This window comes from Vagococcus sp. 211, assembly GCF_056322705.1.
Genome location: NZ_CM150475.1, coordinates 112,280 through 133,573, shown reverse-complemented (window position 1 = coordinate 133,573; position 21,294 = coordinate 112,280). Strand labels below are relative to the sequence as shown.

The 21,294-nt window shown below is 37.7% G+C and carries 18 protein-coding genes; 5 read left to right on the top strand and 13 right to left on the bottom strand.

What is annotated here, in order from left to right:
* Positions 1–118 precede the first annotated feature (118 nt).
* Complete coding sequence (locus tag ACVWM0_RS00735; RefSeq protein ID WP_476472742.1) at positions 119–424, top strand: hypothetical protein; 306 nt, start codon at positions 119–121, stop codon at positions 422–424.
* Positions 425–455: 31 nt separating this feature from the next.
* Positions 456–1,754, top strand: a complete 1,299-nt coding sequence (locus ACVWM0_RS00730) for a PTS sugar transporter subunit IIC (RefSeq protein ID WP_476472741.1) — start codon at positions 456–458, stop codon at positions 1,752–1,754.
* A 72-nt stretch (positions 1,755–1,826) separates the two neighbouring features.
* On the opposite strand, the gene ACVWM0_RS00725 is transcribed toward ACVWM0_RS00730, so the two are convergent.
* Genes ACVWM0_RS00725 through ACVWM0_RS00710 form a run of 4 tightly spaced genes read right to left on the bottom strand, consistent with a single transcriptional unit; the run spans position 1,827 to position 5,484 of the window.
* Positions 1,827–2,786 carry a siderophore ABC transporter substrate-binding protein gene (locus ACVWM0_RS00725; RefSeq protein WP_476472740.1) on the bottom strand — a complete coding sequence of 320 codons (960 nt, stop codon included), beginning with the start codon at positions 2,784–2,786 and terminating at the stop codon, positions 1,827–1,829.
* Between the two features lie 21 nt (positions 2,787–2,807).
* Positions 2,808–3,563: an iron ABC transporter ATP-binding protein gene (locus ACVWM0_RS00720; RefSeq protein WP_476472739.1), complete on the bottom strand. Its 756-nt coding sequence runs from the start codon at positions 3,561–3,563 to the stop codon at positions 2,808–2,810.
* Positions 3,563–4,534 carry an iron chelate uptake ABC transporter family permease subunit FitB gene (fitB, locus tag ACVWM0_RS00715; protein WP_476472738.1) on the bottom strand — a complete coding sequence of 324 codons (972 nt, stop codon included), beginning with the start codon at positions 4,532–4,534 and terminating at the stop codon, positions 3,563–3,565. The genes ACVWM0_RS00720 and fitB overlap by 1 nt, the downstream gene beginning before the upstream one ends.
* Complete coding sequence (locus tag ACVWM0_RS00710; protein WP_476473720.1) at positions 4,531–5,484, bottom strand: ABC transporter permease; 954 nt, start codon at positions 5,482–5,484, stop codon at positions 4,531–4,533. The genes fitB and ACVWM0_RS00710 overlap by 4 nt, the downstream gene beginning before the upstream one ends.
* Positions 5,485–5,637: 153 nt before the next feature.
* Here ACVWM0_RS00710 and ACVWM0_RS00705 point away from each other — a divergent pair, with 153 nt between their 5' ends.
* The 3 genes from ACVWM0_RS00705 to ACVWM0_RS00695 are packed head-to-tail and all read left to right on the top strand — an operon-like array spanning position 5,638 to position 6,758.
* Positions 5,638–6,093: a YueI family protein gene (locus ACVWM0_RS00705; RefSeq protein ID WP_476472737.1), complete on the top strand. Its 456-nt coding sequence runs from the start codon at positions 5,638–5,640 to the stop codon at positions 6,091–6,093.
* A gap of 11 nt (positions 6,094–6,104) precedes the next feature.
* Positions 6,105–6,482, top strand: a complete 378-nt coding sequence (locus tag ACVWM0_RS00700; protein WP_476472736.1) for a hypothetical protein — start codon at positions 6,105–6,107, stop codon at positions 6,480–6,482.
* A gap of 12 nt (positions 6,483–6,494) precedes the next feature.
* On the top strand, positions 6,495–6,758 hold the full coding sequence (locus ACVWM0_RS00695) for a hypothetical protein (protein ID WP_476472735.1): 264 nt from the start codon (positions 6,495–6,497) through the stop codon (positions 6,756–6,758).
* Between the two features lie 41 nt (positions 6,759–6,799).
* Here the strand turns inward: ACVWM0_RS00695 and gshAB are convergent, their stop codons facing one another.
* From gshAB to ACVWM0_RS00650, 9 genes are all read right to left on the bottom strand, one after another.
* Entirely contained in the window at positions 6,800–9,079 is a 2,280-nt protein-coding gene (gshAB, locus tag ACVWM0_RS00690) for a bifunctional glutamate--cysteine ligase GshA/glutathione synthetase GshB (protein WP_476472734.1), read from the bottom strand.
* Between the two features lie 128 nt (positions 9,080–9,207).
* Positions 9,208–11,166, bottom strand: a complete 1,959-nt coding sequence (locus tag ACVWM0_RS00685; protein WP_476472733.1) for a PTS fructose transporter subunit IIABC — start codon at positions 11,164–11,166, stop codon at positions 9,208–9,210.
* An 18-nt stretch (positions 11,167–11,184) separates the two neighbouring features.
* Positions 11,185–12,096, bottom strand: a complete 912-nt coding sequence (gene pfkB / locus ACVWM0_RS00680; RefSeq protein WP_476472732.1) for a 1-phosphofructokinase — start codon at positions 12,094–12,096, stop codon at positions 11,185–11,187.
* A gap of 1 nt (position 12,097) precedes the next feature.
* Positions 12,098–12,847 (bottom strand): DeoR/GlpR family DNA-binding transcription regulator, encoded by a 750-nt coding sequence (locus tag ACVWM0_RS00675; RefSeq protein WP_476472731.1) that lies wholly within the window; start codon positions 12,845–12,847, stop codon positions 12,098–12,100.
* 104 nt (positions 12,848–12,951) lie between these two features.
* Positions 12,952–14,247 carry a signal recognition particle-docking protein FtsY gene (gene ftsY, locus ACVWM0_RS00670; protein WP_476472730.1) on the bottom strand — a complete coding sequence of 432 codons (1,296 nt, stop codon included), beginning with the start codon at positions 14,245–14,247 and terminating at the stop codon, positions 12,952–12,954.
* Position 14,248: 1 nt separating this feature from the next.
* Positions 14,249–15,067: a Cof-type HAD-IIB family hydrolase gene (locus tag ACVWM0_RS00665; RefSeq protein WP_476472729.1), complete on the bottom strand. Its 819-nt coding sequence runs from the start codon at positions 15,065–15,067 to the stop codon at positions 14,249–14,251.
* Entirely contained in the window at positions 15,060–18,656 is a 3,597-nt protein-coding gene (gene smc, locus ACVWM0_RS00660) for a chromosome segregation protein SMC (RefSeq protein WP_476472728.1), read from the bottom strand. The genes ACVWM0_RS00665 and smc overlap by 8 nt, the downstream gene beginning before the upstream one ends.
* Before the next feature lie 21 nt (positions 18,657–18,677).
* Positions 18,678–19,379 carry a ribonuclease III gene (gene rnc / locus ACVWM0_RS00655; RefSeq protein WP_476472727.1) on the bottom strand — a complete coding sequence of 234 codons (702 nt, stop codon included), beginning with the start codon at positions 19,377–19,379 and terminating at the stop codon, positions 18,678–18,680.
* A 112-nt stretch (positions 19,380–19,491) separates the two neighbouring features.
* Entirely contained in the window at positions 19,492–21,279 is a 1,788-nt protein-coding gene (locus ACVWM0_RS00650) for an oligopeptide ABC transporter substrate-binding protein (RefSeq protein WP_476472726.1), read from the bottom strand.
* Positions 21,280–21,294: the final 15 nt, after the last annotated feature.

The following is a 21,294-nucleotide window of genomic DNA, read 5'->3' as shown; positions in this document are numbered from 1 at the left end:
AGATGTGAGTGCTTTCTTTATTAATATTACATTCACTCATGCCTTATGAATGTCAGTATATGATTGCAATCAGACACATTCAGGATAACAACTATTATAATAGGAGGTGCTCAATTTAATGACGACACAAAATAGAAATCAATCGATTCCTAAATTTTCAATCAAAAGTTCACTCTTAATTTTATTAGCCGGTATTCTTGGTGGTATTGTTTTCCCTTATTTCTTTTATGAAATGAACTGGGATACACGTATCGCTGTTATGATGTTTTTACCAGCTCTCATCTCTTTATCAATGGCTTATGGTCAATGTTTTATAGAAACTAATGATGGTTTAAATAAACGTTTTTGGTTAATAGCTACTGTCGCTTTTGTCATTCTAGAGACACTATCATATTTTTGGTTGTTTAAAGGTTTTATTTTCTAAGAAATTACTATTGAAATAAGGAGTTGTAAATATGTTAGAAAAATTTACTAATTTTGTTGATTCTAAGCTAGCGGGTCCTATGGATAAAATTGCTAATCAACGACATCTACGAGCTATTCGTGATGGTATTATCGCTACATTACCATTAATTATTATCGGTTCATTTTTCCTTATTGTTGCTTTCCCACCACTTCCAGCAAGCTGGGGTATTACTGAATTCTTAACTTCTAATGCCGCAACAATCCTATTACCGTATCGTATGACTATGTATATTATGTCCCTTTATGCAACATTCGGTATTGGTGCTAGTTTAGCTAGAACATATGATTTAGATTCTGTATCAGGTGGTATACTAGCTACTATTGCATTTCTATTAACATTTGTACCTGTAAATATCCCTGCTGAAGCATTAGATGCTGCTGGAACTGCTGGATTCGTTCTACCAATGGCTAATCTTGGGGGCGGTGGCATGTTTGTTGGTATCATTACATCTATCATCGCAGTAGAAATATACCGAATGACAGATAAATCCAAATTTAAAATCACTATGCCTGAACAAGTACCACCTGCCGTTGCTCGTTCATTTGAAGCATTAACACCTACTTTAATTGTTATCTTAGGTATGGCTACTATCACTTACTTTATTGGATTTGATTGGCATTCTGCAGTAGCTAAGATAGTTACACCACTTATCAGCGCAGCAGATTCGCTTCCTAGTGTTCTTTTACTAATCTTTATGATTACGTTCTTCTGGGTATTTGGTATACACGGTGTATCTATCGTTGGTTCGTTAGCACGCCCAGTATGGTTACAATTATTAGAAGGTAACACTACAGCTTTAGCCGCAGGAGAAACACTGCCACATATCGCTGCAGAGCCTTTCTTTCAATGGTTTGTATGGGTTGGTGGTTCCGGTGCAACAATCGGTCTCGCTATTCTTTTAGCTTTCACAGCTAAGTCAGAATATGGTTCGAAATTAGGTAAAGCAATTATTACGCCTTCGTTATTCAATATTAATGAACCTGTTATCTTTGGTGTTCCGATTGTATTAAACCCAATTATGATGATTCCTTTTGTATTTACACCCATGATTATGGCTACCATCGCTTGGTTTGTGACAAAAGCCGGTATGGTAAATCCAGTAATCGTTACCGCTCCTTGGACATTACCTGGGCCAATCGGTGCTTACCTTGCAACTGGTGGAGACTGGCGAGCAGCAGTTCTAAACTTGATTTTGATTTTAGTATCTGTTATATGCTATTATCCATTCGTTAAAATTTATGACAATAATGAATTAGCAAAAGAAAAAGGTTTATCTGAATCTAACTAAACAAAAAAAGACTCCACAATTAGTTGTGGAGTCTTTTTTTTTATAAAATAATTACTATATATTACTTTTCGCTTATTTAAACGCTTGTGCTACGTCTTGAATCATTAACTCAGTAGACTTGATACCACCACCCGATAAATACCACACATCTGGTGTTAAAGAAACGACTTTACCTTCTTTACCTGCTGTTGTTTGTTTCACTAATTCATTCTCTGCTACGTTATTTTTACTGTTGTCTCCACCAATCGCTTTCGTACGGTCAACCACAAACAAAATATCAGGATTTTGTTCTAATACATACTCATAAGATACTTCTTTTCCGTGAGGTGACACTTCAATATTAGGATCAACAGGTGTCACGCCAAATGTATCATACACAATACCAAAACGAGAGCCTTCTCCAAAGGCCGATAACGATCCTTCATTTACTAAACTAACAAGACCTTTTTTGCCACTTTCTTGAGCCATTGTTTTTAAATCAGCTATTTGTTTTTCTAATCCAGCAATACTGTCTTTAGCTGCCTCTTCTTTAGCAAAAATAGTCCCTAAGGTCGTCATGTTTTGTTTCGCTGATTCCCAAGGCTTAGTGCTGTCTACACCTAAGTAAAGCGTTGGTGCGATTTTTTCTAAATCAGCTGCAAAATCTTCTTGGCGTCCTGATATAATAATTAAGTCTGGTTGTAAGGCATTAATTTTTTCCATATCTGGCTCTTTAATCCCACCAGCATTCTCAACACCAGAAAAATCATCTAAATAGGCTGGAAGTGTTTTTAATGGCGTCGCAATCACACGGTCACTCATTCCTAATTCCTTCATCGTATCTAAAGAACCCATATCAAAGACAACGACTTTTTGCGGATTATTAGGTACTTCTACTTTCTCTCCACGACCATTCGTCACTGTTAACACCGTTGTTTCTTTTGATGTGCTTGATGATGTTTCCTTTGTATCTGTTGTTTGGTTACTGCCACATCCAACTAAAAATAAAACGGGTATCATTAATAATCCTAAAAATTTCACCATGTTTTTCATTATTGTTTTGCTCCTTCACATTTAATTAAAATACAAACAGAATCGTTTGCCTTCGAGTTCGCACACTCGGATACTCATATCATACAAATCATCTAACACTTCTTTAGTAATAACCTCATCCGTTGGACCATATTTAAAGACTCTACCGTTTTTCATGGCCACAATCTTATCCGCATAGCTTGATGCAAAATTAATATCATGCAACACAATAACAATCGTTTTCCCTGCTTCATCTACTAAACGACGCATGGTTTGCATCAGTTGTACGGCATGATTCATATCCAAATTGTTAAGTGGTTCATCTAAAAAGATATAATCTGTATCTTGGGCTAATACCATAGCGATATAAGCCCGTTGTAATTGACCCCCAGAAAGGGTATCAATTCTTTCTTCCGCTAGATCATTTAAACCCAAATAATCTAAAGATTCATCAATTTTATCTTGGTCTGCTTTGGTTAAGCGACCTTGACTGTAAGGAAATCGGCCAAAAGCGACTAATTCTCTTACTGTCAGTTTTAATTGAACAGAATTGGTTTGCTTTAATATGGATAAGCGCTTAGCAAGTTCATGCTGATTCCAAGCTTTTACTTCTTGGCCATCAAGATAAATGCCACCAGTATCTTTATCAATCAAACGGCTCATCATGGATAGTAACGTACTCTTACCTGCCCCATTTGGACCAATGAATGCCATTAATTCATTTTGCGGCAACGTTATATCCACCTCTTCAACGACAACTTTTGCGCCGTATTTTTTTGAGACTTGTTTGATATCCATTAAGCTGTTCCTCCTCTATTCTGTAAGATTTTCCACACAAAATAAATGCCCCCACTAAATTCAATCACAACACTTAATGTGGTATTCATATGAAAAATTTGTTCTACCATAAATTGACCTAAAACTAAAAGTAGCACACTTAACAATGCTCCACCTATAAATAAATACCGGTGTTGATAAGTGTCCAACCACTGGTACGTTACATTGGCCACGATGAATCCTAAAAAAGTGATTGGGCCAATTAATGCCGTAGAAATAGCGACAGATAAACTAATTAGAATTAGAAGAAACAGACGTAATTTCCGGACATCAATGCCTAAATTCACTGCTTGAGCTTCTCCTAAATGCAGCACGTCTAGGCGTTTAGCTTGGGACCAAAATAGGACCAAAACGAGACCAACGATGGGTAAGACATATATCAGTAATGACACATCCACATTACCAAAACTAGCAAAGAGTTTTCCTTGTAATTTATCGTATTCATTAGGGTCCATCAACACTTGTAAAAAGGTGCTTAAGCTTTTAAATAAGGTGCCTAGAATCATACCTATCATTAATAATAGAAACAAATCGTGTTTTTCCTTTTTCAATAATGCTTGAAATAAACCAACACTCAAGCCTACCATCAAGCCAACATTTAATGTAAAAATAACATATTTATGTTCACTGAATAAATGACTGTTTGTTCCCCAAAAAAAATAGAGAATTGTTTGAATCAAAACATACAAGGAATCCAGACCCAGAATACTAGGTGTCAAAAACTGGTTTTGTGATAAGGTTTGAAAACTAATTGTTGAAAAACTTGTCAAAATACCAACAATAGCAAAAGCTAATAGTTTCTTACCTCTTAAATTTAAAGCAAATTCCCAATTACCATAGGTCTTATACGTTAAAAACAATGCAATGCTTAATAATACAATGATCAATAACAGCATTATCTTGCCCGTTGTCGTCAGTTTATGTTGTCTCATTTTTTACCACCTCTAACTAATAAAATAATAAAAATGACACTACCGATAACACCAACAATAAGACTAACAGGTATTTCATAAGGAGGATTAATCACCCGAGCTAAGATATCACATATGACTAAAAATAAACTACCAAAAATTGCAGTTGGCCACAGGGTCCTCTTCATCTGATCTCCGTAAAAGAGGGACACGATATTAGGAATAATAACCCCTAAAAAAGGCAAGCCACCAATTGTGACAAGAACCACACTACTTGCTATGGCAATTAATAATAGTCCTAGCATTTGTGTTTGTTTATAATTCAACCCTATATTCGTTGCCATCTCTTCACCCATCCCAACAATCGTAAACCGGTAAGCAAAAAAATAACAGATTAGTAACACCGGGACAGACACATAAATCAACTCATAATCGCCACGTGTAATGGTTGAGAAGCTTCCTTGAAGCCATGAGGTCATATTTTGAATCAATTGAAATTGATACGCAAAGAACGTCACAATAGAGCCAATAATATTACCAAACATCACACCTACCAAAGGAACCAGTACTTGATTTTTAGCAGGCAATCTCTGAATCAATTGAATAAAAAGCAACGTGCCTATGAAGGCAAAAATAAAAGCCACTAAAGACCGACTTAAAATAGAACTATTTGGAAAAAACAACATAGCCACTAACATACCTAATCTGGCGCTATCCATCGTTCCCGCAGTCGTAGGTGAGACAAATTTATTTTGCGTCAAATGTTGCATAATTAACCCACACACACTACTGATCGCTCCAGCTATAATTAAACTGATTGTCCTTGGGATTCTTGTACTGAATAGAACAAGAGACTCTGTTTGATCAAGAGAAAAAGCATGGCTAAAAGGAATACTTTTAACCCCCACAAACAAAGACAAACAAGAAACACTAATCAATAAAAATAAAGGGAAAACTTGTTTCTTAGTGATGCTATCAACCTCCTTAATTGAGAATGATTTTCATTACAAGTTACAGTTTACCTAATCACTCCCTTAATTGCAAACTCTTTTTTAAAGAGGCTTGTAACAGAATGTGATATACTGGACATGAGTTATTTATTTTATGTAGAAAGGAGGATATCAGTGTCCAAAGATGTACAAGATTATTTAGAAAAAGGAATGTACGGCACGCCTCAGATCAAGCCTGACGAAAAAAGAAAGTATCTAGGTACTTACAGAGAACGTGTGGTTCTTGCCTTAACGATGGATGATATCGCTAAAACATCATATCCTTCAGGATGTCTATCTAAATTCAAAGAGTTTCCAAAAGGACAAGTGTTGCTTAATGCAAACTTAACCCCCCAACAACAAAACAAGATGATGCAACTAGCACAAAAGGCTGGTGTCTCGTTCAGATTAGTTGAAACTGACACATCAACCACTGATATTGGCCTAGTCTATGCATTAGACTATGCTGTTGATCTAGACGATATTTCACTACCATCAGGGCGAGTACTTGATGATACCCAAAAAAAAGAAACACCTACCCCACCTCAAACTAATAATAAGATGAGTTTCCTAAAAAAATTATTTTCATAGGAGTGAACAGGATGGAGATTTCTTCAATTAAACAAGAGTTGGCCGCCGCTTTACACACTCATATCATGTTGCTAAAGGACATTGACTCTGCTAACACGACGGACGCTCTTCCTTTCGTTGTTCGTCATTTAGGGTTCATGTTGGAACGAATACCTGATGCGTTAATTTCTAGTGATGACGAAGATACTCTTTATGCCGCTTTCCAGTATTATAATTTACTAACAGAGCTAAAGCATAACCTGCAATTACACTACCCCTATGATCATACAATGATGGCTAAACTAGCTAACTTTCCGACAGTTTACATCGATGATTTAAACCAATGGTGGGAAAATAAAACAGGTCTCAAAGTGAAGGAACCAACTAAACAAACCCTTATTCTTAATTAAGAGGTGCTCACTATGATAAAAAAATATCTCTTACCTTGTCTTTTACTTCTTCTGCTCACAGGATGTTTTTTAGGCACAAAAGTGTCTAAAGAAGAAGCTGAAACAATCGTAATAGAAACACATTCCAATCATTTAGGACCAGCAACCATTGTCTCTTCTACAGAAAAGAAGAAGAGTTATTACATAGACTGGGAAAATAAAGACGATGGGTCTGGTGGTACTGACAAAGTAAGTCAAACAGGACATCTGAAACAAATCCAAGCTTGGATAAAATAAAAAAAGCGCGACTGGCAAATACCAGTCGCACTTTTCGTTTATTATTTAATTTCTGGATAAAGTAATCTCAAGACATCCATGGTTAATCTACGGCTAGCTCCTGCATATGGGTAAATATGCATGTGCATTGCTGGGTTAAAATTCCCTTCAATAATGCCATATGTTTGTCCATCCGTCATGTCTCCTGGGACCTGTCGATCTGGAATAATTAAATCAATCCCACAAATCGTGGCACCCATTGCCTTCACTGCCTCTTCAGCAATTTTCTTGTAACTGTCATCCATTTCATCTGTTACATCAATTGAGTCTCCACCAGTACTAACATTCGAATTTTCCCGTAAATACACAATGTCGCCTTTATTAGGTACCGAGTCGATAGTATAGCCTTGTTCCTTTAACATCAACTGCTCAATATCCCCTAATTGAATTAGTTCTAAAGGAGACCTATGGTGTGTTCCTCTTAGACTGTCTTTATTCTTTTCAGCTACTAACTCTTTAATGCTATGATGTCCTGTACCTTCCACATTAGCTGGTGTTCGTTGCATAATTGCTCGCGTTTTACCATCTAAAACAAAGAATCGGTACTCTGTACCAGGTAAAAATTCTTCTACTAAAATATGGTCATCTTCTCTAAAGGCAATCTCAACAGCTACTTGGTAATTCTCTGCTGTTGCGCCTTCTTTAAAAATGGAAATACCTAAGCCGTAGTTCGTCGATTTGGGTTTAACTACAATTCCTTTACCTTCAAATCGTTCATAACTTGCCATTGCGTCCTCTACAGAACCAAACTCTTTTCCTAAAGGAACGACAAATCCTGCTTGTGCTAACACTTTTTTAGTGACTGTTTTATTTTCCATTAATAATGGTACCACATAGTTGTCTTTACTTGTCATGTTCGCATTTTTTACATACTCAGTACGTCCAAAGCCTTTTAATTTAAGGAATTGATCTGACTCGTCTAATACTTCTACTTTAATACCTTGTTGTAGGGCATCAAACATCAAGATTTGAGTCGATAATTCCATATGACGGTAACCTTCTAACTGATAAGGTTTCTCCTGTGCTTTTTCATAGAAGTTTTGGCCCATAGCTACAGCAAAATCGTGATTGCTTGTGGGGGTGTCATCAAATATTGTCAACATTCTTCCTGAGAGTGTCATCTCTGGGTGTTCTAATGCTTCTTTGGCCCAAATAACTAAATCGCGTTGCTCTTTGCTCCCTTGAATACTGTCCAACATGTGTGACATTTCCTCAAGTAACCAGCGTCCTTCTTCCACGAAACTTGTCTGGCTTAATGGATGTTCTAATGATACCACTTCATTAGACTCAGTTCCTCTATCCAGTAATTCCTTAGCCGTTTCAGTCTCATCTATCCATAACATCAACATCACAAATAAATGTAAGAATTCCAACGTTTGGCTAGTAATACCGTACGGAGCAAATGGATCAAGGTCAATGTTTCTAAGTTCTATGTAACCAATACCATTGTGACAAAGTTCCTCAAAATTCTTGCCACCTCTTAGTCTAACCGATGCATAAAATTCTTTGGCTTCAATTAAATCACCATGGTCTACTAAATCTGTAATGTCTGTGATATAACGCTCTAGAGAATCATAAGACACTTCTATTTCAGGTCTATTGGTGTAGCCAAAATGACTGTTTCTAATACTTCTAACAGGCATCTCTGGCGTACTATCTTCAGTAAAGTAACCTGCTTCAGCATAGGGACTAGCACCAAATAAATAGGTAATCAACCAACGATATCTCATATAATGACGAGACGTTTTAAGGTACATGTCTGTTTTAAAGCTCTCAATGGTCTCATGCTCTTCTTGGGTCTTAAATAATGACTCAATCATCTCTTTAGAAAATTCAAAATTATAATGAATCCCACTTACCATTTGCTTGCGTTTACCATATACTTTTGCTAAATAACGACGATAGTTAACATCCCCTTGATCACTTAATTTAGCAATCATAATCTCTCTATCATCTTCAGGTAAAACAGGAGGCATACTCAGTGGCCACAACCGTTCCTCAGCATCCATTGAACGTAATGCTACTTCATGAAGAGCACCCAAAAATTGTAACACTTCTTGATTCGTATCAAAAACGGGGGTGATGAGTTCTACTTGCGTCTCACTAAAATCTGTCTGTATATAAGGATGTGTGTCACGACTTGCCACTCTTTTAGGATGATCAGTATTAGCCAATTCTCCACTAGGTGTGACACGTTGACTCTCCTTCTCTAAACCAATTCTCATTTCTTTAAATAAAGGGGGAATCCCTTGGTTTTGTAATATTGTTTGCCATTCTCTCATATTATTTTGTCCTCTACTTGTCTTTAATTATGAGGTTATTATAACATTTAAAGCTCATAAGCCCTATTTTTTTGATTTTAAAAAGCACGCCAACCCAAAGGATTAGCGTGCTTTTATTATGTAACACATTATTTATTCGTTGTTTTTAAAAAACCTAAGACTAAGGCACTTACTACTGAACCAATCAAAATGAATAATAGGTAAAGGAATGGTTTAGATACTAACATGATAACGAAAATACCACCATGTGGCGCCATTAATTTAATGCCCGCTCCACCGACAAGTGCTCCCGTTAATGCCGAACCGACAACAAAACTTGGAATCATTCTTAGTGGATCTGATGCAGCAAAAGGAATCGCACCTTCCGTAATAAACGAGAATCCCATGATTAAGTTAGTTAAGCCAGATTCTTGTTCTTTTTTGGAAAACTTATCTTTAAATAACATTGTTGCAATAGCTATCGCTAATGGCGGAACCATACCACCTGCCATGATAGCTGCCATCATTGGACTACCACCAGTTGCTACGGTACTTGCTAGTGTTCCGGTCCCAAAGACATAAGCTGCTTTATTAATTGGTCCACCTAAATCGATAGCCATCATTCCTGCTAATAACGCCCCTAAAAGTGCTGCGTTACCTCCTGATAAATTCGTCAGAAAATCATTTAACCCTGTATTAATCGCTGCCATTGGAATGTTAACTAATAACATTAAAAAGCCTGTGATAAGTAAACCAAATACTGGCAAGAATAAAATGGTTTTAATACCATCTAAAGATTTTGGTAGGCCTTTTAAGATTTTTTTCAAGAAGACAATAACATAACCCGCTAAGAAACCGCCTACTAAAGCACCTAAGAATCCTGAAGACACTGGATTATCTAAGTTACCTAAAGCGATACCTGTTGAGGCCATAGCACCAGCGGCGAAACCAACAATCAATCCTGGTCTTTCGGCAATACTTGAAGCAATAAAACCAGCTAAGATAGGTAACATGAACCCAAAGGCTGTGCCACCGATTTCTTTAAAGTAAGCTGCTACCTGATTGTATGAACCTAAGCTAGCTAATTGATCTTGAGGAACCCCTATCATTTGGTCAATCATGAAGGCCAAAGCAATCATGATTCCGCCACCAATAACAAATGGCAACATGTGGCTAACACCATTCATTAAATGTTTGTAAATTTGAGACCCTACACTACCTGTACTAGACTCCCCAGAATCCTCCGTGTCATTTGAACCGTTACTGTGATAGATAGGTGCTTTTTGATCCAATGCTAATTGGATTAATTCTTCTGTCTTTTTAATACCATCACTCACCGGACGGTTCACAAGATGTTTCCCATCAAAACGAGCCATCTCAACATTTTTATCTGCTGCAACAATGACTCCGACAGCGCGGCTAATGTCTTCTGCTGTCAAACGATGTTTAACCCCATCAGAACCATTGGTTTCAACCTTAATGTCGACACCCATCTCTTCTGCTTTGTTTTTTAGTGCATCTTCTGCCATATATGTATGAGCGATACCAGTTGGGCATGCCGTCACTGCAATCACATAAGGACGAGTTGACGTCACTTGCTCCTCTACTTTATTGGCTTCCATTTTCGCTTCTGCAGCTTCTTTTGCTTCATAAGCGACTTCTGCATCCTTAAATAACCTCATGACTTCTTCCGGTGTTGTCGCTTGTTTCAACGTTTGAATTAAATCAGGATTCAATAATAAACGTGATAAACTTGCTAGAGCTTGTAAATGAGTATCATTGGCACCTTCTGGAGCAGCAATCATAAAGAACAACTGTGTTGGTTGACCGTCTAACGCTTCATAGTCAACTCCTACGTTACTTTTAGCAAATAAAACGGTTGGTTGTAGCACTGCACTGTTTTTAGCATGAGGCATGGCGATCCCATCACCTAAACCAGTTGTCGTTTGTGCTTCTCTTGCTAAAATACCAGATTCGAATACTTCTTGGTCGCTAATACGTCCCGATGCTTTTAACTGATTCACCATTTCTGAAATAGCTGCTTTTTTCTCAGTCGCTTTTAGGTCTAAAATCATACACTCTGGTGATAATAAATCAACAATTTTCATTATAATTCCTCCTGATTTTTATAATTCAACAATAGTAACAGCATCAACTAAAGCAAGTATGTCTTCTCTTGTAGCTAAATCTTGACTAAAGGCTGTAGCACTTCCAGATGCTACCCCGTATTTAAATGCTGTGACAATATCTTTGTCTTGTGCGTATTGGCTGACAAAACCGCCTACCATAGAATCTCCTGCTCCCACAGAGTTGATTAATTCACCCTTAATCCCTGGTGCATGGTATGTCTTGTCGGCTGTAAACAATACTGCGCCATCTTTCCCCATAGAAACGAGCACGTTTTTAGCCCCTTTATCTAATAATTTCTTTCCATAAGGCAACATGTCTTCTAAGGTATCAAACGTGACACCAAAAATATCTGCTAGCTCATGATGATTCGGCTTAATTAATTCTGGCCCTAATGGCAAGATAGTCAATAGCGTATCACTACTAATATCCATAATAAAAGGCACGTCTGCTTCTTGAACCAAAGTCACTAACGCCACATAAATGTCTTCCCCAAGACCTTGTGGGATGCTTCCTGAAAAAACAACTAAGTCTTCTTTGGTCAATTGGCTCAACTGCTCTTTTAATGCAGCCAACTCTTCCTCTTTAATGACTGGTCCTAAACCATTAATTTCTGTTTCTGTGGTACTTTTCAATTTGATATTTGTTCTTGTTTCTTCAGAAACCACAACAAATTCTGTTCCTAGACCTTCTTGTGTCAGTACCTCATTGATAAACTCCCCATTACGTCCGCCAATGAACCCTAAATTAATACTTTCTTGGTCTAGTTTCTTAAGAATACGAGACACATTAATTCCCTTTCCCCCAGGGAATTTGTACTCTTCTTTTATTTTGTTCAATGCCCCAAGTTCTAATTCAGGAACTCGGATAACGTGATCAATGGCTGGATTAAGTGTCACAGTATAAATCATATTAATAAACCTCCTTGACTGTTGTCGCTTCTGTTATTTTTTGTAAAATATCTGCTGATAATCGATTCGTAATAATCGTTGCTGCTGAGATATCAGCTATCTTAGCAAAATTAATCTTACTGAACTTGGAATGGTCTGTTAACATAAAGACTGATTGCGCTTGTTCCATAGCAACGGTTTTAGTCGCCGCTTCTTCTGTATTCGCTGTGGTATAACCATAAGCTAAGTGTATGCCATTGACTCCCATAAAGGCTTTGTCAAAATAATGTTGTTTGAGTTGTTCAATACTCACCTGTCCTACAGCAGCTTTTGTCTTATCCCTAATGGTGCCCCCGATACTAATCACTGGAATACCGTAATCAATCGCCGTTGATGCGTGGTATACCGAATTAGTAATAACATGGATCTCTTTGCCCTTCAAAAATGATAACATCTCATAAGTTGTCGTCCCGGCATCAAGATAAATAAAATCCCCATCCTTCACCAAAGACGCCGCATATTCAGCTATTTTCTTTTTCTCTTGGACGTTTATGAACGTTTTCTCCATCATCGTAGCTTCCACTTCTAATTTCATTATCCGCTTAGCGCCACCATGAACCCTCTTCAACAACCCAGCCTCTTCCATCTCTTTTAAATCCCGTCTTATCGTAGATTCAGAGACATCTAACTGTTCCATCAAGTCTCTCGATTTGATGATATCTTGTTCATTTATACGCTCGATAATCAAGCGCTGTCTTTCTTCAGTTAACATACTTATCCTCTCCTAACACCATATTAACATCATAAACGGTCAAAATCAATCAGAAACCGTTTAAACCACGTAAAAAAACCAGAGATTTTCATCCCTGGTTGATTTTAATCTTCGTACATCTCAATCACATCTTTGAACAAACCATAAACAAATTGGTTTGGATCAAAGGGTTGTAAATCAGTGATACGTTCACCTAGCCCGACTAATTTCACAGGTAAGTGTAACTCATTACGAATAGCTAACACGATACCACCTTTGGCTGTTCCGTCTAATTTAGACAAAATAATCCCTGTCACATTCGTTGTATCTTTGAATTGTTTTGCTTGGTTCAACGCATTTTGACCGGTTGTCGCGTCCACAACAAGTAGTACTTCATGGGGAGCTGAAGGGTATTCTTTTTCAATCACTCGTTTCATTTTTTCTAATTCTTTCATTAAGTTCACTTTGTTTTGTAAACGACCCGCTGTATCGACCAGTAAAATATCATAGCCTTCTTTTTTCGTTTTTTCCACTGCGTCGAATACAACCGCTGCTGGATCACTTCCGGGTTTATGTTTCACCACATCTACTCCAGCACGCTCTCCCCAAACAACCAATTGATCGATTGCTCCTGCTCTAAACGTATCTGCAGCTGCCAGTAATACTTTTTTCCCTTGCTGTTTATAAGTATGAGCCAGTTTACCGATACTTGTGGTTTTACCCACACCATTAACCCCAACAAACAACATAATGGTTGGTCCATCAGTTTGAACGTTTAACTCGTTATTTTCTTCGATTCCTTCTTCTTCATAAATCTGAACTAATTTTTCAACAATCGCCTGTTGGACGTCTGATTGACGCTTCACATTACGTGTTTTTACTTCTTCTTGTAACTCATCTGAAATACGCATAGCCGTCTCAAAACCAACATCTGCAGCAATCAAAGATTCCTCTAATTCTTCAAAAAACTCATCATCTACCATACGGAAATTAGTAAACAAGTCGTTCATGTATTGACCAAAAGTACGTCTAGATTTCGCTAGCCCTTTATCGTATTTTTCTAAGGTTGTTTCTTCTTTAACTACTTCTACCTTTGGTTCTGGTTTTAGTTCTACCTTTGGTTCTGGTTTTAGTTCTGGTTTTGGTTCTGGTTCTGGTACAACGTCCACAACGGCTTCCTTTTCAACCTCAGGTACTATCTCTACTTCTTTACTTGTTGTCATAGGTTCCACTCTAGGTTCTTCTTTTTCTAGGGTTTCTTCTCTCTCAACTTCTACTTCAACAGGCGTTTGCATCTCACTTGCGGATGCATCAAGCTCCGGTTGTGATGTTTCCTCTTCTGGTAACGCTACAACGGGTTCTTCTTTTTCAACCGCCTTATCGCCTAAGACGGCTTTTTTTATTTTATCAAAAAATCCCATGTTATCCCTCCTTGTTTAATACAAATTTTTCAACAGCATGGGCTACCCCATCCTCTTCGTTAGACTTAGTAACATACTGTGCGATTTCTTTTAGACTTGGATTGCCATTTTCCATAACGACTCCCATACCTGCATATTCTATCATGGATACATCATTTTCCTCATCCCCAAGGGCCATAACCTCATCAGCTGTAATGCCTAACTGTTCTCCTAATAAGGCGATACCATTAGCTTTACTTCCTTCTGGATGAATGATTTCAAGTAAACAATCTCTTGATTTCATGATATTAAATGATTCATGTAATTCCTGAGGTAATTGCTTCAACTGTTCATCTAAGTAAGCTGGTTCAATAGCAACGACCATCTTATTAAAAATAATATCGTCGGTTAAGTCTGATACCTTTTTCGTCTCATACTTCAATACTGGATTAATGCTTTGATAGATGGATGGATACTCTGGTGCCGTTGTTAAATGAATACAAGTATCTACCGAAATAACATCTAGAGGTAAATTCAGTTGTGCCATCACAGATGCAACACGCTGTACATCCTGTAACCCAAATGAGTGGGACACTAATTCTTCTCCAGTATCATTTTTTTGAACCGCACTCCCATTGAAAGTAATGCTATAATCTCCAGCATCTCTCAATTCGAGTCGGTCTAAATAAGACTCGATAGCCACTAAAGGACGTCCCGTACATAATACTATTTTAACCCCTTCTGCTTTGGCTTGTTGCAGCACCTCTTTATTGCGATCGCTAATTGTTTTATCGTCCTTCAATAAGGTACCATCTAAATCAATCGCTACAAGTTTAATCATTGACTTCCCCTCCTACATCTGGCGTCATCGCCACTTGCTTCTCTATTTCTTCTAAGTGAACACTCACTATTTTCGATACTCCTGATTCTTGCATGGTCACGCCATACAACACGTTAGCTGCTTCCATGGTGCCTTTTCTATGAGTGATAACAATAAACTGAATGTCATCACCAAAGTTACGCAAGTACTGACCAAAACGAGTCACATTGGCATCATCTAAAGCCGCTTCTACCTCATCTAGAATACAAAACGGAACAGGTCGCGCTTGAATAATCGCAAACAGTAATGCAATAGCAGTCAACGCCCGTTCTCCACCTGATAATAAACTTAAATTTTGTAATTTTTTACCAGGGGGTTGTGCGACGATATCAATCCCTGTATGCAACAAATCACTTGGGTCTGTTAAAACTAAGTCCGCATGACCGCCACCAAACATGTTAGGAAACACCACTCGAAACTCTTCTCTAATATCACAAAATACTTCATGGAATTTTTTAATGACCAACTCGTCCATGTCATTCATGGTTTCAAATAGCTCTTCTTTTGCTGTAATTAAATCTTCCTGTTGTCCCGCTAAGAAGTCATAGCGTTCTCTCACTTCATCATGCTGCTCAATGGACTGTAAACTAATCGCTCCTAAGTTCTGAATCCGTTGTTTCAAGTCCTGAATCTGTCTCTTACCATCTACCAAATCAACTTGACTTTCATAGGTTGCTTTCGCTCCCTCATAAGTTAAGCGATACTCTTCTTGAAGGTAGGTCAGACTCGCATCCAAAGCCATTTCCGTTCTGTTTTTCGCCACTTCTGCTTTGGTTCTAAGATCTAACTGCTCTTGGATATCTTTAGTCAGTGCGGCCACATGAGCTTCTAAGTCAGATAACACAAGAGCCAGAGCTTCTTTTTTCTGGCGTTTCTCTGCCATGTTTTCTTCTAACTTGGCTTTTTCATCATCCACACGTGTCACTTCTTTTAAGAGCGACTCCGCGGATTCAAGATGACTTAAACTCTGACTGGATTCAGAATCCAGCCTCACCATCAAGCCTTGTCGTGTGATGTCTAACTCTTCTAACAACTCTTTCTTTTCAGCTAAACGTTGCGTTCCTTGTTCTAGTTTGGTAACTAGTACCGCTAAATCAGAATGACGTTGGTTCCATTCTGTTTGAAGTTGCTCTCTTCGTTGCGCGTTCTCTTCTTCAAGCTGGTCTGTTCGACTCATCAAGTCATCTAACTTAGAACGCTTGAGCTTCAATGCTTTTTCTGCTTCTAAGAGCTGTTCTTTTTCTTCTTCGTAGTCTTCCATAAATCGTTTCAATTCATTGGCTTCATACTCAAACGCTTTGAGTTCTTTTTCTAATTGTTCTAAACGCTGAACAAGACGTTCCGATTGATTTTTTAATGTTTGTTCATGGAGTCGTGACTCTTCCCCTTTTTTACGTAAATCAATCAATCTTACTTCTAGCTTTTGTAGCGCTTCTTTCAATGCGCTCACTTCAGCTTCTTTGCTTTTATATAATACCTCCATTTGACCAATTTGTGTCACTAACTGGTTTAACTCTTTCGTTTGAGAAAACAGCGGGTTGCTTTGGCCTTGTTTGCTTGCCCCACCTGTCATTGAACCACCAGGATTCATAACATCTCCTTCTAACGAAACGATTCTATATTGATAACGCAACTCTTTCGCTAGTCGGTTAGCCGTTTGTAAATCTTTTGCCACAATGGTCAAACCTAATATATTTTGGATAACAGAAGTGATATTTTCTGGGTAAGTCACAAGCTCACTCGCAATCCCCACAAAACCATCAAAAGTAGTCACTTTCTTTATCGTGTCTGCGGTTAACTTTCTCGGTTTAATCGTTGTTAAGGGTAAGAACGTTGCACGCCCCACACGCTGTTGTTTTAAAAACTGTATACCAGAACGAGCACTGCTTTCATCGGTCACGATAATATGTTGCGAGGCAGCTCCTAAAGCCGTTTCAATCGCCACATTCATGTCACTCGGGACAGTAATTAATTCTGCTACCGCACCCACAATCCCAGGCAATTTGTTTTTCTCTTTCAAAACAGCCTTAACCCCTCGGTAATAGCCTGAATAATTATCTTGTAATTCCTGTAAACTTTTTTGTCTTGCTTGGGCTTGTTGTAAGATTTTTAATGCTTCGTACATTTGAATCTCATTCGCACCAATACGTTGTTTCAAACTCTCACTGGCCTTACTTTGTTCTTGGTATTCTGTCACTAGTTCTTTAACCGAACGCTCTTGAGTCTCGCACGCTTTTGTCACTTTCTCTAATTCACGAGAGACTTCTGTTTTTTCTAAAGTTAAAGCATCGTATCCTGTTAACTCTTTATTACTTCTTGCTTGCTCTTGTTGGTAACGTCTTTCTAAATGCTTTAAATCATTATTCACATTCGTTTGTTGCTGCATGACTTCCACATAATCACTGCGCAACTCTTCTAATTGAATCTTAGCAGATTTACTGTATCGGGCGATGTCTTTTTCTAGCACTTTTTGGGCCTTTTGTTGCTGTGCTATTTGCCCTTTAAAATCGGCTATCGCATTCTCTAACTTACTAATTTCAGCCTGACACCCTTGAATTTTATCAGCACACTCTTTCATGGCCTCGGAATGACTGTCTTGATTCTCATGAGAGTGACGTTTTCTTTCATCTAATACTCTTTTTTGACCTTCTAATTGTTCTTTTTTTTGTGTCAATAATAAGAGTTCTTGCTGATATTTTTCTAATTGTTCATCCAATATCCTGCGTTCTTGTTTCCCTGTTCTTAAACGCTCCTCAAATTGTTCGTATTCTTTTTGATTGGTTTCAACTATTTGAGCTATCTCTTCGTAAGTTGCCTTACTAGTTAACCATTCTTTTTTATGTTGCTCCATATCAGAGATCGTCACTAAGACGTCTACTTCTGTTAGTTCTTCTTTTAAAGCTAGATATTCTTTAGCCGTACGACTCTGGTTTGATAGTGGTTCTAATTGATTCTCCAGTTCATAAATAATATCTTGTAATCGACTTAAATTGTCTTCTGTTTCACTTAACCTTTTTTCGGCTTCTTTTTTTCTCGTCTTATACTTTAATACTCCAGCCGCTTCCTCAAAGATGCCTCGTCGGGCTTCAGGTTTACTATTAAAAATCTCTTCAACCTTCCCTTGGGAAATAATCGAAAACGACTCTCTACCAAGCCCAGAATCCATAAATAAATTAATAATGTCTTTTAACCGACACGCTTGCTTGTTAATGAAAAAATCACTATCACCACTGTGTGTTAATCGACGTGTCACACTAACTTCACTGTACTCTACAGGTAAAAACATGTCCTCATTATCTAGAACTAGGGTGACCTCTGCAATATTTAAAGGGGAACGTGAAGAAGAGCCAGCAAAAATGACGTCTGGCATGGTGCCTCCACGTAAACTTTTTGCTGACTGCTCTCCTAGTACCCATCTGATTGCTTCCGTTATATTACTTTTACCGCTACCATTTGGTCCGACAACGGCTGTTAAACCAGAATTAAAATCAATCACTGTTTTATCAGCGAATGATTTAAATCCTGAGACTTCTAATCGTTTTAAAAACAAAGAAGTTGCAACTCCTTCCCACTACTTACCGCTACTGCGTAATTTGTTTAAAGCCACTTCTGCTGCTTTTTGCTCAGCGACTTTTTTAGACTTCCCAAAGCCTTCTCCTAAAAGTTCGCCCCCACCTGATACCTCAACAAAGAAGACACGTTCGTGAGCTGGTCCTTCTTCTCTTATTAATTGATACTCAATGGCAATGTCCCCATTTTTTTGTAACTCTTCTTGTAACGCTGTTTTGTGATCCATCTCATGTGAAAAAGCACCTGACTCAATTTTTGGAACCACAACTTGGTAGATAAATTTTTCGGCTTGTTTGAATCCTTGATCCATATAAAGTGAACCTAAAAATGCTTCAAACAAATCACATAATAAAGAAGAACGTTCTCGGCCTTTTGAGTTTTCTTCTCCTTTACCCAATCTAACAAATTGATCAAATTGACACTCTTTAGCAAACATAGCTAGACTGTCTTCTCTAACAATCGTCGCACGTAATTTCGTTAATTTACCTTCAGGCATGTCTGTAAAATGATTGTATAAATATTCGGATACAATCAATTCAAGCACAGCATCACCTAAAAATTCTAATCGCTCATTATCTGTTAACGCTAAGTGTCGATGCTCATTCACATAGGATGAATGGGTAAATGCCTGCTCAAGCAAACTAACATCTTTAAACACAACGTGATACTCATTTTCAATTAATTTAATAAGTTTTTCTTTCACTACTCATACACTACCTTTCATACCTATATTATTCTATTATACGTTGTTTCTTCTGTATTTAAAACAAAAACTATCAATTTAAGAGTTCCCTCTTAAATTGATAGTCTCATAATTATTTAGCTTCTTTCGTTAAACCAACTGTTGCCCAAGGGTTTGATGTTACATCGTAGCCCCAGTCAAAGTCTGATACACGGTCGCTAACTGGTAATACAGCATCTCTAAACAATGTTGGGAAGACAAAAGCTTCTTCACTTGCGTATTCTTGCCATTCTTTAAATTTGTCTGCACGGTATTTAGAATCGAATGCTTTTTCAGAATCGATTTCATTTAATAACTTAGTATGTTCTTCTGACTCGAAACGAGTGTAGTTAAACATTGCTTCTGGTCCATATAAACCTGATTGTGATGGGTCAGAACTTACGCCCCAAGCTGCTTGGTATACATCAACTTCTGGATCATCGTTTTTAAGTTTATCGTAGAATGAGTTGAACTCAATTAAACGACCTGTTGCTAATTTAACATCTAACCCAATTTCTTTCCAGCAATCTACATAGTATTCTGCTAGAGGTTGAGCTGTTTCTCCACCTGCCATTGAAGCAAATTTAATTTCTAATTTATTTCCGTCTTTATCTGTACGGAAATCTTCGCCTTCTTTCCATTCGTATCCAGCGTCATCTAGTAATTTGTTTGCTTTTTCAACGTCTTGTTTAGCGTAACCTGGTAGGTCTTTATCACTAAAGTCAGAGAAAATTGGTGGAACTAATGTGTTAGCTGATTGGCGTAAGCCATGGTAGAACTTGTCAGCTACTGCTTGGTTATCTACAGAGTAAGCCATCGCTTGACGCAATGATTTGTCTGCCATTTTAGCTTCTGGGTTGTAAGCAACGGCACCTTTTTCTTCATCCCATTTACCTAATTTGAAACCAATGTAAGTATAAGCTAAGTCTTGACGTCCTAATAATTCATATCCTTCTACGTCTTTGTAGTTTGGATAGTTATCAGTAGGCATACTGAAGACCATGTCATATTTTTTAGATTTTAAAGCTTCGATAATTGAGTTAGATGGTGCTACTCGCATAACGATTTTTTCTAATTTTGGTTTTTCTCCATAATAAAATTCGTTAGGAACAAATTCTACAGATTCACCTTGTGTAATTTTAGCCATTTTGTAAGGACCAAATGTTACGATGTTTTTACGTACAGCATCGCTTGATTCCATTCCTTTAACCGGAATATCTTTAAAGATATGTGAAGGCATTGCAGAAGCCCAAACTGTTTCACTTGTTTGTTTCATACCTGGGTTCATTTCTTTGTAAGTAATTTCAATTGATTTATCATCAATTTTCTTAATACCTGAAATGTCGTCTGCTTTACCATCGTGGTACTCATCCATACCTACGATATTTTGGAAATCACTACCGTAACGTACACCCGCATAGTCTTTATGACCAATAATTAAATAGGGTTGGATCATATCTTCTGCGATAACTGGTTCGCCGTCAGACCATTTAGCATCTTTTGTTAATGTTAATGTAATTGTTTTTTTCTTAACATCAATATCTTTCTTAGCAACACCGTCTTCTGTTGTTTCGAAGTTAGAGTCACTTAAGAATAAAGATTCGTGAGATGGTTGCATGAATTGCATATCAAAGTTATTTTCGTAGAATGTTTCTGAGAATAACCCTTGGAATTGCGTGTCCATAACAACAGCAGCTTCAAGAATTCCACCGTCTTCTGCCTTGCCTTCATTCGATGTTTTGATTGGGAAGTTAGAAACATCTTCTGTTGTTGTTTCTTTTCCACCTGATTTTTTACCGTCTTTGTTCCCGCCGCAAGCCGCTAGACCTACTGTTACCGCTGCACCTAATGCAACTGCACTAACTAGTTTTTTGTACTTCATCCTTCATTTCCCCCT

What these genes read in the sequence shown, in the direction of transcription:
- ACVWM0_RS00735 (WP_476472742.1), top strand. Translation starts at nt 119, where the DNA reads ATGACGACACAAAATAGAAATCAATCGATTCCTAAATTTTCAATCAAA.
- ACVWM0_RS00730 (WP_476472741.1), top strand. Translation starts at nt 456, where the DNA reads ATGTTAGAAAAATTTACTAATTTTGTTGATTCTAAGCTAGCGGGTCCT.
- ACVWM0_RS00725 (WP_476472740.1), bottom strand. Translation starts at nt 2,786, where the DNA reads ATGAAAAACATGGTGAAATTTTTAGGATTATTAATGATACCCGTTTTA.
- ACVWM0_RS00720 (WP_476472739.1), bottom strand. Translation starts at nt 3,563, where the DNA reads ATGGATATCAAACAAGTCTCAAAAAAATACGGCGCAAAAGTTGTCGTT.
- fitB (WP_476472738.1), bottom strand. Translation starts at nt 4,534, where the DNA reads ATGAGACAACATAAACTGACGACAACGGGCAAGATAATGCTGTTATTG.
- ACVWM0_RS00700 (WP_476472736.1), top strand. Translation starts at nt 6,105, where the DNA reads ATGGAGATTTCTTCAATTAAACAAGAGTTGGCCGCCGCTTTACACACT.
- ACVWM0_RS00695 (WP_476472735.1), top strand. Translation starts at nt 6,495, where the DNA reads ATGATAAAAAAATATCTCTTACCTTGTCTTTTACTTCTTCTGCTCACA.
- gshAB (WP_476472734.1), bottom strand. Translation starts at nt 9,079, where the DNA reads ATGAGAGAATGGCAAACAATATTACAAAACCAAGGGATTCCCCCTTTA.
- ACVWM0_RS00685 (WP_476472733.1), bottom strand. Translation starts at nt 11,166, where the DNA reads ATGAAAATTGTTGATTTATTATCACCAGAGTGTATGATTTTAGACCTA.
- pfkB (WP_476472732.1), bottom strand. Translation starts at nt 12,096, where the DNA reads ATGATTTATACTGTGACACTTAATCCAGCCATTGATCACGTTATCCGA.
- ACVWM0_RS00675 (WP_476472731.1), bottom strand. Translation starts at nt 12,847, where the DNA reads ATGTTAACTGAAGAAAGACAGCGCTTGATTATCGAGCGTATAAATGAA.
- ftsY (WP_476472730.1), bottom strand. Translation starts at nt 14,247, where the DNA reads ATGGGATTTTTTGATAAAATAAAAAAAGCCGTCTTAGGCGATAAGGCG.
- ACVWM0_RS00665 (WP_476472729.1), bottom strand. Translation starts at nt 15,067, where the DNA reads ATGATTAAACTTGTAGCGATTGATTTAGATGGTACCTTATTGAAGGAC.
- ACVWM0_RS00650 (WP_476472726.1), bottom strand. Translation starts at nt 21,279, where the DNA reads ATGAAGTACAAAAAACTAGTTAGTGCAGTTGCATTAGGTGCAGCGGTA.